The following is a 12,696-nucleotide window of genomic DNA, read 5'->3' as shown; positions in this document are numbered from 1 at the left end:
CATATTATAAAAATATGAAAGTACCGATTCTTATACCAAATATTTTTAATCATCCATTTACCTATAATTCAGATTTAAATTTAAAAGTTGGAGACTACGTGGCAGTGCCTTTTGGAAAGTCAGAGGTGACTGGAGTTGTATGGGATGATTTTGAAAAAAAAACAAACAAAAATTTTGCTATTAAAAAAGTTTTAAGAAAATTAGATGTTCCACCCTTAAAGAAAAATACAATTAAATTCTTAAATTGGTTTTCTGAATACAATATGACCCCTAAAGGTATGGCATTAAAATTGTTATTATTAAGTAGTGGCGCCATAGAAAAGTTACCAATTGAAGCTTATGAGCCATTCAAAATTGATATCAAAGAAAATGAAATAAAACTTTCTAAAGAGCAAAAAAATTCATTAAAAAAAATGAATGTATTAAATCAAAAATTTAGAGTTCATGTTTTACAAGGTACTACAGGCTCAGGTAAAACAATGGTCTATTTTGAAGCTTTAAAAGAGATAATTAATAAGGGTTTTCAAGGATTAATTCTATTACCAGAAATCGGATTAACAGGACAATTTCAAAATAAATTTATAGAATTTTTTGGTTTCAAGCCTGCTGTGTGGCACTCAGGTATTACAAAAAAAAATAAAGAAATTATTTGGAGTGGAATAGCAAATGATAAAATTAAAGTTGTAATTGGTGCTCGATCTTCATTATTTTTACCTTTTAAAAAACTAGGATTAATCATTGTTGATGAAGAACATGATCAATCTTATAAGCAAGATGAGAGAGTAACTTATAACGCAAGAGATATGGCAATTTCTAGAGCATCCTTTGAAAATATTCCAATCAATTTAATAACAGCCGTACCCTCTATTGAAACTTATGACAATATTAAAAAAGGCAAATATAGTTTATCAAAACTTGATCAAAGATATTTAAATGCATCTTTACCAAAATATGAAATAATTAATCTAAATAATTCCAAACTCGAATCTCAATCTTGGATAGCTAAAGAAACAATCGAGAAAGTAAAATTTCATCTTGAAAAAAAAGATCAAGTATTATTTTTTTTAAATAGAAGAGGATTTTCACCCCATGTTTTATGTAAAAAATGTTTTACTAGTTATTCATGTCCAAATTGTTCAATAAATTTAGTTTATCACAAAAACAAACAAAATTTATTATGTCACTACTGTGGATACAAAACTTTACTAAATAGGGACTGCTCAAAAGAAGGAAAATGTGATTTTATTTTTAGTGGGCCTGGAGTTGAAAGGATATCAGAAGAAGTAAAAAAAATTTTTCCCACCAAGGAAACAACTATATTTTCTAGCGATACAATGAATAAAAAAAGTTCAGCAGATGTTTTAGAAAAAATTATAGATAATAAAATTCAAATTTTAATTGGAACTCAATTAATTTCTAAAGGATTTCACTTTCCAAGTTTAAATTGTATTGTTGTTGTTGATATCGATTTATCATCACAAGGTCACGACCTAAGAGGTGCTGAAAAGAATTTACAATTATATCATCAACTTTCAGGTAGAGCAGGAAGAACAGGAAAGCCAGCAACTGTTTATTTTCAAACTTATAATTTAGATACCAAAATGATAACAGACATTACCAATAAAGATCCTGATATTTTTTTAGATAAAGAACTTGAAATTAGAAGGGAAAATAACCTTCCACCGTTTCAAAGATTTATTGCCTTAATAATTACCGGTAATAATGAAAGAGAACTTGAAAAAGAGGCTTATAAATTTAAAAGTTTTATAGAAAGTGCTGTTGATGGTAGAGTGCTTGGTCCTGTAAATGCACCTATATTTAGATTAAAAAGAAGGTTTAGAGTAAGACTTTTGATCAGGGGTCGAAAATCTCTCAAGGTTCAAAATTCCCTTTCAAAAGTCATTGAAAAATTCAAATTTCCAGCTGGAATGAAACTAACGGTTGATGTTGACCCAATAAACTTCAATTAACAAAGAAAAAACAAGACTTTTAGACAATGTGTGACTTGAAGAGCTAGGAGTCATATGTTAATTAAAACGAAATTTTAATAAATCTTCTAATATTTATAAGGAACAATAAATTGAGCAAAAATAAAGGTTTTTCTGAAACATCAGCAGGTAGATATTCCCTGGCACTTTATGAATTAGCTGTAGAAGCTAATAATTTAAATGAGATCGAGGTTCATTCTGCTTCAATTATCAATTTAATTACTTCAAGTGAAGATTTTAAATCTTTAATCAAGGATCCAACGAATAACAAAGAAGACCAATTAAATGCTCTAAGTAAAATTTCAGAACAATATAAATTGAATGAATTATTAACTAAATTTTTAAGCTTTCTAATATCTAAAAGAAGATTCTTTTATGTGGATAAAATTCTAAAAAGCTTTGTTGAGACATGTTCAGTCAAAAGAGGTGAATTAAAAGCAGAATTAACTTCTGCAAAAGATCTTACTGAAAATGAAATTAACAATATAAAAGAAGAATTGACTAAAAACTTTAGTTCAAAAATAAAATTAAACTACAAACACGATGCAAGTTTAATTGGGGGTTTGATTGTGCAAGTCGGAAGCACAATGGTGGACACTTCCATTAAAAATAAATTACAACAAATCGAAAATAGGATGATAGAGGCATAAATGGATATAAACCCATCAGAAGTAACAAAGATATTAAAAGAGCAAATTAAAAAATTTGGCGATAAAGCAGAAGTGACTGAGGTTGGTCAAGTTTTGTCAGTAGGAGATGGTATTGCTAGAGTGTACGGATTAGACAATGTTCAAGCTGGAGAGATGGTAGAATTTTCTGATGGATCAAAAGGAATGGCTCTAAACTTAGAAAGTGAAAATGTTGGAGTTGTAATTTTCGGAGACGATAGAAAAATTAAAGAAGGTGACGTTGTTAAAAGAACAGGAAGTATTGTAGATACACCTGTTGGAAAAGAATTATTAGGAAGAGTTGTTGATGGATTAGGAAATCCAATTGATGGCAAAGGTGCTTTAGATAAAGCAACTAAAAGAAGTAGAGTTGAAGTAAAAGCTCCTGGAATTATTCCAAGACAATCTGTTAGTGAACCAATGCAAACAGGCTTAAAATCAATTGACAGTCTAGTTCCAGTTGGAAGAGGACAGCGTGAATTAATTATTGGGGATAGACAAACTGGAAAAACTGCAGTTGCTATCGATGCGATCATTAACCAGAAAAAAATAAATGAGTCTGGTGATGAGAAGCAAAAACTTTATTGTATCTATGTTGCTATAGGTCAAAAAAGATCTACCGTTAGACAAATTCAAAAAACTTTAGAAGAAGCTGGTGCAATGGAATATACAACAATTGTTGCTGCTACTGCTTCAGACGCAGCGCCGCTTCAGTTTTTAGCACCATATACAGGCTGTACTATGGGTGAATACTATAGAGATAATGGTATGCATGCATTAATCATTTATGACGATTTATCTAAACAGGCTGTAGCTTATAGACAAATGTCACTTTTATTAAGAAGACCGCCAGGAAGAGAAGCTTATCCGGGAGATGTATTTTATTTACACAGCAGATTACTTGAGAGAGCAGCCAAGCTTAGTGATGAGCATGGTGGAGGTTCGTTAACCGCTCTTCCTATAATTGAAACGCAAGGTGGAGACGTATCTGCTTTTATTCCAACTAACGTTATTTCAATTACGGATGGTCAAATATTTCTTGAAACAGAATTATTTAACCAAGGAATTAGACCAGCGATTAACGTAGGTCTATCAGTTTCTAGAGTTGGATCTGCAGCACAAACAAAAGCAATGAAAAAAGTTTCTGGTTCAATGAAGCTAGAGCTTGCTCAATATAGAGAGATGGCTGCCTTTGCACAATTTGGATCTGATTTAGATGCATCTACACAAAAACTTTTAAATAGAGGTTCAAAACTAACTGAACTTTTAAAACAAAAACAATATTCCCCTATGACAGTTGCTGAACAAGTAATTGCAGTTTTCTGTGGAGTTAAAGGTTATTTGGATGATGTGGAACTTAAAGATATTGCTGAGTTCGAATCTAAGATTATTGAAAAATGTAAATCTGAAAAACCAGAAATTTTAGAATCTGTTTTAAGTTCAGGTAAGCTTGAAGAAGATACTGAAAAATCATTAGTTGATACTATCATGGAACTTAAGAAGAACTTTAATTCTTAAAATATGGCAACACTAGACGACTTAAAAAAAAGAATAGCGAGTGTAAAGTCTACACAAAAAATTACCAAAGCCATGAAAATGGTTGCGGCCGCTAAACTTAGAAGAGCCCAGGAAAATGCTGAAAAGGGAAGACCTTATTCTGAAAAAATGAATAACATTATTCTTAATTTATCTAGTGGCATTTCTGATAAGGAAAATGCTCCTAAGCTTCTTTCAGGAACAGGAGAAGATAAAGTGCATTTATGTATTGTGTTAACATCTGATCGTGGTCTATGTGGTGGTTTTAATACAAATATTATTAAAAAAGCAAAAACATATTTTCAAAAAATATCTGATGAGGGAAAAACTTTAAAAATTATAACTGTTGGATCTAAAGGGTATGATCAATTAAAAAGAGTTTATAAGGATGATATCGTAGAGAGAATATCTTTTAAAGATTCAAAAACTATCAACTATCTAGATGCTGAAAAAGTTGGAAAAATGATAATTGAAAACTTTGAAAAAGAAGAATTTGATGTGTGTACAATTTTTTATAATAAATTTAAAAATGTAATCACTCAGATACCTCAAGAACAACAAATAATTCCTTTAAAAACATCTGAAGCAGAAGAAAATTCTTCTGAGGATAATTATGAATTTGAACCAGACGAAGATGAAATTTTAAGCAACTTATTGCCTAAAAACATATCTACTCAGATTTTTAAAGCGATGTTAGAAAATTCAGCTAGCGAACAGGGCTCAAGAATGAGTGCAATGGACAATGCAACCCGTAACGCAGGTGAAATGGTTGACAAGCTAACTATTGAGTATAATAGAAGTCGTCAAGCAGCTATTACAAAAGAACTAATTGAAATCATATCAGGAGCGGAAAGTTTATAATTATGAGCAAAGGAAAAATCACACAGATCATTGGAGCAGTAGTAGACGTAAAATTTGATGGAGAATTACCAGAAATTTTATCAGCATTAGAATGTAAAAATGGAGACAACAGATTAGTTTTAGAAGTTGCTCAGCACCTTGGTGAGTCAAGTGTTAGAACAATTGCAATGGATGCTACTGAAGGATTAAAAAGAGGAGACGAAGTAACCGCAACAGGTGCTCCTATACAAGTTCCAGTTGGTCCGGAAACTTTAGGAAGAATTATAAATGTAATAGGTGAACCCATCGATGAAAAGGGTGAAGTTAAAACAAAAGAAAAATGGCCAATTCATAGAGCCGCACCTGAATTTAGTGATCAGTCAACAGAGACAGAAATTCTAGTTACAGGAATTAAAGTAGTTGATCTATTAGCACCATACGCCAAAGGAGGAAAAATTGGTTTATTTGGAGGTGCGGGTGTTGGTAAGACAGTACTTATTATGGAATTAATTAACAACGTAGCAAAAGCTCATGGTGGATTTTCTGTGTTTGCTGGTGTTGGAGAAAGAACTAGAGAAGGAAATGACCTTTATCACGAAATGATAGATTCAGGCGTTATTAAGCCAGAAGGTCCAGGATCAAAAGCTGCACTAGTGTATGGTCAAATGAATGAACCTCCAGGAGCTAGAGCAAGAGTTGCCTTAACAGGTTTAACTGTGGCTGAATATTTTAGAGATCAAGAAGGACAAGACGTATTATTCTTTGTTGATAATATCTTTAGATTTACTCAAGCAGGTTCAGAAGTTTCTGCACTATTAGGAAGAATTCCTTCAGCAGTGGGATATCAGCCTACACTTGCAACTGACATGGGTAATCTTCAAGAAAGAATTACGACTACTAACAAGGGTTCTATTACATCTGTACAAGCGATTTATGTACCAGCAGATGATTTAACTGACCCGGCACCTGCTACATCTTTTGCTCACTTAGATGCAACAACTGTATTATCGAGACAGATAGCTGAAATTGGAATTTATCCAGCAGTTGATCCTCTAGATTCTACTTCTAGAATTTTAGATCCTAGAATAGTTGGTGATGAGCATTACAGAGTTGCAAGAGAAGTGCAAAAAATTCTTCAAACTTACAAATCTCTGCAAGATATTATTGCAATTTTAGGAATGGATGAATTATCTGAAGAAGATAAATTAACAGTAGCTAGAGCGCGTAAAATACAAAGATTTTTATCACAACCTTTCTTTGTTGCTGAAGTCTTTACTGGTTCTCCAGGAAAATTAGTAGATTTAGAATCTACAATTAAAGGTTTTGCTGCAATATGTAATGGTGAGTATGATCATTTACCAGAAGCTGCATTTTATATGGTGGGCACAATTGAAGAAGCTGTAGAAAAAGCAGAAAAAATGGCGAAAGATGCTGCTGCATAATGAGTGAAGAGTTCAAAATAGAAATTGTAAATCCAGAAAAATCTTTTCTTTCAAAAGAAGATGTAACAGAAGTTGTTGTACCTGCTTTTGAGGGAGAAATGGGGATTTTAAAGGACCATATCTCAATTATTTCATTTCTAAAGCCAGGGATTATTAAAATCTTTTCTAAATCAGGTGAGGATAATTACTATGTTGAGGATGGAATTGTTGAATTTAAGAATAATAATTTATCAGTTCTAACAAGTTCTATTTTTAATATTAAAGATATTGATAAAGATAAAATTAGTGAACTACTTGCTCAAGCAGAAGAAAATTCAAAAAATAGTGACATTACAGATCAAAATAAATACTTAGTTGATCAAAAAATTGATGTGCTAAAAACTCTTAATTAAGAATTTCTTTTACTTTTTCTTTAACATCTTTGTACACATGTAGCTTAAAGTCTACAACTAGGTCAGTTATATTTTCTAGATCAATCCATTTCCATTCACAAAATTCAGGGTGTTTAGTTTTAATATCAATCTCATTATCTTGTCCTAAAAATCTCATTATAAACCACTTTTGTTCCTGACCTCTATATTTACCTTTCCAAATTATACCTAGTAAGTTTTTTGGTAATTCATAAGAGATTAATCCATCACATTCTTTGATTAGTTCAACATTTTTTATACTAGTTTCTTCTTCTAGCTCTCTGTAAGCAGCAGTTAAATAGTCCTCACCCTTATCAACACCACCTTGGGGCATCTGCCAAAAATTTTTTTGATTATCAATCCTTTTTGCAACAAAAACTTTATTATCTTTGTTCAGGACAACAATTCCAACCCCACTTCTAAGAGGTAAATTCACTTTACTATCTGGCATTTATCCGTTGAATAGTTTTATTGCAAAATTCAATTGATTATCAGTTTCAGAGTTAAATTTAAAATCATCCGAACCTTCTGCAACTTCTATATCAGGTGTTACACCTACTTCAGAAATAGATTTTCCTGAAGGGAGATAATATTTTGCAATTGTTAATCTAATAGCACCTCTATTTTTCAAAGGGATTATTGATTGCACAGAACCTTTTCCATAACTATTTTCTCCAAGTATAATAGCTCTTTTATGATCTTTTAATGCACCAGCTACTATTTCCGATGCTGAAGCTGATCCATAGTTAATAAGTATAATTAGTGTTTTACCATTTGTTAGATCACCTTTTTTAGCAAACCATTTTCTATTCTCTGAAGCTTGTCGACTTCTTGTTGATACAATCTCACCATTTTCTAAAAAAAAGTCTGAAATTTTAATTGCCTGAGAAAGCAAGCCACCTGGGTTGTTTCTTAAATCTAAGATATAACCCTTTAGATCTTTGTTTTTATTTAATTTATTAATTTTTTCTTTAATTTGTTCACTGCTATTTTCGTTAAAGGAAGTTAATCTTATATAGCCAATGTTATTATCTATAAGTTCAGATTTTACAGACTGAACCTGAATAACTTCTCTCGTTATATTAAAAATTAATGCTTTTTTTACACCTCTTCTTCTAACTGTTATTTCAATACTCGATCCAACAGGTCCCCTCATTAGGTCTACTGCTTGCATTAATGTTTTGCCTTGGACCTGGGTATTATTAATTTTTACAATATAATCACCAGCTTTTAATCCTGCTTTTGATGCTGGAGTATTATCTATTGGTGATATTACCTTTACAACACCTGCTTCCATGCCAACTTCAATACCAAGCCCACCAAACTCTCCACTAGTTTCAGTTTGCATACCCTCAAAACTTTCAGGTGTCATATATGCGGAATAGGGATCAAGAGATTGCAATAAACCATTTATGGCTGAGTCCATACTTTTTGATTGATCAACTTCATCAACGTATTCTTTGCTAATTTTCTCAAGAACCTCACCAAACAAATCAATTTTTTTATATAAGTCGGTGTTTTCAGAAAAACTTTTTTGAAAAGTAAATAATAGTATTATAAAAAAAAGAAAAAATCTTTTAGTCAAAATCATATCATCACTTTTTCTTTAGGAATGATTTCTGACCATATTTTTTCTAATTCATAAAATTTTCTTTTATCAGGATGAAATATATGAACAATCAAATCTATACCATCAACTAATTTCCAATCACCACTTTCTTTTCCTTCAATCTTAGAATTTTTTATTCCATTGGTCTTTAATTTTTCTAGCACCATTTCAGATAAAGCCTGAATATGTCTAGAAGAAGTTCCGCTTGCTATAATCATATAGTCAGCCATTGAACTTTTATTTTTAAGATCTATTGAAATAATATCTAGGGCTTTATTAGAATCTAGGGTTTTTAGGATTAAATCTTTAAGGTCTATGTTTTTTTCCATTAATTTATTTAACCTTATCAAATTTTTCTTAATTGAGAAGATGAAATATTAACCTTTTTAAAATTAATAAAAGATAATCTATTTTTATTTACACCGTTATAGGTCACAGACTTTAGCGATTTAGCTTTATATCCCTGTCGATCAAACACAAGTAGATTGCATTTTTTTATAATGGATTTCCATTTATACCATTTATGAAAATTGATTAGATTGTCAGCACCCATAATAAAATAGATCTCAAATTTTTTATCTTTATTTAAGTAATTGATGAGGTCAATTGTTTTATTGGAGAGAACTTTTTCCTCATAAAATTTTACTTTAATAAAATCATTTTTACCAATAATTTTTTTTGCAAATTTTATTCTATTTTTTAAATTTGTTTTACTTGTGTTTTTAAATGGGTTTTGTTTGGTAATTGCCCATATAATATTTTTTAATTCTAATATTTTTTTAGCCTGTTTAGAAATTTCTAAATGACCTTTGTGAGCAGGATCAAAAGTTCCCCCCAAGATTCCAATTTTTGTTTTTTTTTGTTTTAAGTTATTTTCTAGTTTTACCATTACTAATAATTTCGTATTTGTATGAAACGAGCTGCCCTAATCCAACAGGTCCTCTTGGAGGCAAAGTATTTGTCGAAATGCCAACCTCACCACCAAAACCGAATTCACCACCATCAGCAAATTGAGTAGATGTGTTATGCATTGCTATTGAACTTTTAACATTTTTTAAGAATTTATTTGCAGTTTTTTTATTTTTAGTAATGATAGAGTCAGTATGCATAGTCCCATATTTATTAATATGGCTAATAGCGTCGTCACAATCTTTAACTGTTTTTACAGACACTGTTGATGATAAATATTCAGTAGACCAATCCTTTTCTTTTGCTGGATAAATCTTTCCCTTGTAATATTTTTTCAAAAAACGATCTCCATAAATTTTGCAGTTATTTTCTTCTAACTTTTTTAAAATTGGGTTACAGAATTTCTTAACAATTTTTTCATGCATCAAAATTGTTTCAGTAGCGCCACAAATACTAGTGTTTCTTAGCTTTGCATTATAGGTAACGTTTGTAGCCATCTTTAGATTGGCATTCTTATCAATAAAAGTATGACAAAGACCTTCCAAGTGACCGATAATAGGGACGTTAGAAAATTGTTGAACTCTTTTTACTAAATTTTTTCCACCACGAGGTATTATTACATCAATATAATCTTTCATTTTTGAAAGCATAAAGTCGACCATTTTTCTGTCTTTAGAGTCTATAAATTGAATAAAGTTTTCATTCACTCTAGTTTCCTTAAGCGACTTTCGAAATAGTTTTGCTAAAATTTTATTAGTATTTATAGCTTCAGAGCCACCCTTTAAAATTACAGGATTTCCAGATTTAAAGCATAAACTTGCAACATCGGCTGTAACGTTGGGTCTGCTTTCATAAACAACACCTATAACACCAATAGGTATAGACACTCTGCTAATTGTTAAACCATTTGGTCTGCTCCATTTTTCTAAAGTAGCATCAACAGGATCTTTCAATTTAGCAATTTTATTTATAGAATTTTTTATGCCTATTAACTTTTTTTCATCAATAGTTAATCTTTCTATCAGATTACTTTTTAGGCCCTTATTTAGAGCAAATAGAATATCTTTTTGATTAGCTTTAAATATAGATTTTTTTTCTTTGCCTAATAAGAAAGCATATTTTTTTAAAACTTTATTTTTAGTTTTTGAATTAACTTTATCAAGTGATGCCTTTCTTGCATTTTGACCTATTAATCTCATATATCTGCTCATTCTATACCTCTACTATATCATCTTTATGAATTACTTCTGATTTGGAAATATATCCTAGTAATTTTTCTATTTCTTTTGAGTGGTGACCCATTATTTTTTCTATTTCGTTAGATGAAAAAGAGCTAAGTCCTCTTGCACATTCATAATTATTTTTATCTAAAACTTTAATATGATCTCCTTTACTAAATCGCCCAGATACTTTTTTTATTCCTGCTGCTAATAAACTTTTACCATTTGAAAGTGCTTGTTTCGCACCATCATCAATAATCAGCACACCTTTAGGTGAAACAGAGCTGATAATCCATTTTTTTCTAGCATCTAATTTTGAAACCTTAGGTAAAAACCATGTACAATTATTCTCTTCAGTTATTTTTTTAATAGGTCGGTTTATTAAGCCATTTGCTATTACCATTTGGCATCCTGATAATTGACAGATCTTAGCAGCATCTATTTTAGTTTTCATGCCACCCGTTCCATGCTCACTAATACTTTTGGTCGCTATTTTTTCTATATCTTTATCTATATTTCTTATTTCTTTTATTAATTTTGCATTTTTATATATTTTTGGATTATGTGTATAAAGACCATCTACATCAGAAAGCAATATAAGGGAGTCTGCACCTGATATTTGTGCAACACGAGATGCTAATCTGTCATTATCACCATACTTAATCTCTGAAGTAGCGATAGTATCATTTTCATTTACTATTGGTACAAAGCCTAGTTTAAATAAATTGTCAAAAGTTCTTTTTGCGTTAAGGGCTCTTCTTCTTTGTTCAGTATCTTCTAGAGTGAGAAGAATTTGGGAAATATTAATTTTTAATTTAACAAATGTTTCTGAAAATAAATTCATTAGTTCAATTTGCCCAATAGAAGCAACAGCCTGACTTTTATCAATCTTAAGGTTTTTTTTGCTAATATTTAGTTTTTTGCAACCCATTGCTATTGCTCCGGAGCTTACAATAATAACTTTTTTATTCTGTTTTATTAATTCCTGAATATCTTTAGCAAATTCAGTGAGCCATTTTCTTCTTACTTTTTTTTTGTCATCTATTAATAAGGATGAACCAATCTTAATTACAATTATTTTAGAATCTTTAAGATACATAGGAGAGCAATTTAGCTTTAATTTTAGATATTGAGTCTTTTTCTAATGTTGAGAGTGTAACTACCTCAGAATCTTTATTTTTAGAAAAATTTTTTAAAATTTCTTTCACTTCTTCTTCTTCTAATAAGTCTGTCTTATTTAATACAATTATTTCTTTTTTTTCTAGTAAATCTTTACTGTAACTCCCCAATTCATTTCGAACTTGTTTATACGTATTTTCAAGGTCCTCATCAGTAATATCTATTAAATGCATTAAAGTTTTGCATCTTTCTATGTGTTTTAAAAATTGAATACCAAGACCTACACCCTCGTGCGCACCTTCAACCAATCCAGGAATATCAGCTAGAGTTATTTCTTTATCATCATAACTTGCAACACCAAGATTTGGATTTAATGTTGTAAATTTATAGTTAGCAATTTTAGGCATCGCATTTGTAATGGAAGCTAATAAGCTTGATTTACCTGCATTAGGTAGTCCAACAATACCAACATCAGCAATAGTTTTTAACTGAAGCCAGATTACATACTCTTCACCAGGCGCACCTTTAGTAAATTTTTTGGGAGCTCTATTAGTGGAACTTTTAAATCGAGTATTTCCTAGACCACCTTTGCCACCATTAGCTACAATAAATTCTTCACCTTCTTTTTTAAAATCATAAATTAAGGTTTTATTATCTTCTTCAAAAACTTGCGTACCTATTGGAACTTTTAAAATTAAATCTTCTCCACTGTGACCTGTACGATTTTGTCCAGAACCATTAACTCCTCTTCCTGCTTTATGATGTTGTTGAAATCTATAGTCGATAAGAGTATTTAAATTTCTTTCTGACCTAAGATATATGGTGCCACCTTTACCTCCATCGCCTCCATCAGGTCCGCCGTATTCAATAAATTTTTCTCTACGGAAGCTAGGAGATCCATGTCCTCCATTGCCTGCTTTTACATAAATTTTAACTTGATCTAGAAACTTCATAA

Annotated in this window: 13 protein-coding genes; 6 read left to right on the top strand and 7 right to left on the bottom strand. The window is 30.8% G+C overall.

The annotated features are described in order from the left end of the window. Nucleotides 1-14 precede the first annotated feature (14 nt). From priA to atpC, 6 genes are all read left to right on the top strand, one after another. Nucleotides 15-1,970, top strand: a complete 1,956-nt coding sequence (gene priA, locus AC5SL0_RS06120) for a replication restart helicase PriA (RefSeq protein ID WP_494618130.1) — start codon at nt 15-17, stop codon at nt 1,968-1,970. 110 nt (nt 1,971-2,080) lie between these two features. Then, nucleotides 2,081-2,638, top strand: a complete 558-nt coding sequence (gene atpH, locus AC5SL0_RS06115) for an ATP synthase F1 subunit delta (RefSeq protein ID WP_011281556.1) — start codon at nt 2,081-2,083, stop codon at nt 2,636-2,638. Next, the gene (gene atpA, locus AC5SL0_RS06110) at nt 2,639-4,174 is read left to right on the top strand and encodes a F0F1 ATP synthase subunit alpha (RefSeq protein WP_494618129.1); all 1,536 of its coding nucleotides are present in this window, start codon (nt 2,639-2,641) and stop codon (nt 4,172-4,174) included. Nucleotides 4,175-4,177: 3 nt separating this feature from the next. After that, the gene (locus AC5SL0_RS06105; protein ID WP_271579986.1) at nt 4,178-5,053 is read left to right on the top strand and encodes a F0F1 ATP synthase subunit gamma; all 876 of its coding nucleotides are present in this window, start codon (nt 4,178-4,180) and stop codon (nt 5,051-5,053) included. Between the two features lie 2 nt (nt 5,054-5,055). Beyond that, nucleotides 5,056-6,474 (top strand): F0F1 ATP synthase subunit beta, encoded by a 1,419-nt coding sequence (atpD, locus tag AC5SL0_RS06100; RefSeq protein WP_006997680.1) that lies wholly within the window; start codon nt 5,056-5,058, stop codon nt 6,472-6,474. After that, nucleotides 6,474-6,866 (top strand): ATP synthase F1 subunit epsilon, encoded by a 393-nt coding sequence (atpC, locus tag AC5SL0_RS06095; RefSeq protein ID WP_018413613.1) that lies wholly within the window; start codon nt 6,474-6,476, stop codon nt 6,864-6,866. The genes atpD and atpC overlap by 1 nt, the downstream gene beginning before the upstream one ends. On the opposite strand, the gene AC5SL0_RS06090 is transcribed toward atpC, so the two are convergent. The 7 genes from AC5SL0_RS06090 to cgtA are packed head-to-tail and all read right to left on the bottom strand — an operon-like array spanning nt 6,859 to nt 12,694. Beyond that, nucleotides 6,859-7,335, bottom strand: coding sequence for an RNA pyrophosphohydrolase (locus AC5SL0_RS06090; RefSeq protein WP_020168880.1), 477 nt, complete (start codon nt 7,333-7,335; stop codon nt 6,859-6,861). The two genes, atpC and AC5SL0_RS06090, sit on opposite strands and share 8 nt — an antisense overlap. Next, nucleotides 7,336-8,475, bottom strand: coding sequence for a S41 family peptidase (locus tag AC5SL0_RS06085; RefSeq protein WP_271579987.1), 1,140 nt, complete (start codon nt 8,473-8,475; stop codon nt 7,336-7,338). Beyond that, a complete protein-coding gene (gene rsfS / locus AC5SL0_RS06080; RefSeq protein ID WP_006997684.1) occupies nt 8,472-8,822 on the bottom strand; it encodes a ribosome silencing factor in 351 nt (116 codons plus the stop codon). Before rsfS ends, AC5SL0_RS06085 begins: the two co-directional genes overlap by 4 nt. A 17-nt stretch (nt 8,823-8,839) precedes the next feature. Next, nucleotides 8,840-9,382, bottom strand: coding sequence for a nicotinate (nicotinamide) nucleotide adenylyltransferase (nadD, locus tag AC5SL0_RS06075; protein ID WP_494573976.1), 543 nt, complete (start codon nt 9,380-9,382; stop codon nt 8,840-8,842). After that, nucleotides 9,363-10,613, bottom strand: coding sequence for a glutamate-5-semialdehyde dehydrogenase (locus tag AC5SL0_RS06070; protein WP_494618127.1), 1,251 nt, complete (start codon nt 10,611-10,613; stop codon nt 9,363-9,365). Before AC5SL0_RS06070 ends, nadD begins: the two co-directional genes overlap by 20 nt. Before the next feature lies 1 nt (nt 10,614). After that, nucleotides 10,615-11,721, bottom strand: coding sequence for a glutamate 5-kinase (gene proB / locus AC5SL0_RS06065; protein WP_271626392.1), 1,107 nt, complete (start codon nt 11,719-11,721; stop codon nt 10,615-10,617). Beyond that, nucleotides 11,711-12,694 (bottom strand): Obg family GTPase CgtA, encoded by a 984-nt coding sequence (gene cgtA, locus AC5SL0_RS06060; RefSeq protein ID WP_027306898.1) that lies wholly within the window; start codon nt 12,692-12,694, stop codon nt 11,711-11,713. Before cgtA ends, proB begins: the two co-directional genes overlap by 11 nt. Nucleotides 12,695-12,696 lie beyond the last annotated feature (2 nt).

It is taken from the genome of Candidatus Pelagibacter sp. PS_16, assembly GCF_059417965.1.
Note: the sequence above shows the minus strand (reverse complement) of the source record. Positions and strands in the feature narration are given on the sequence as shown.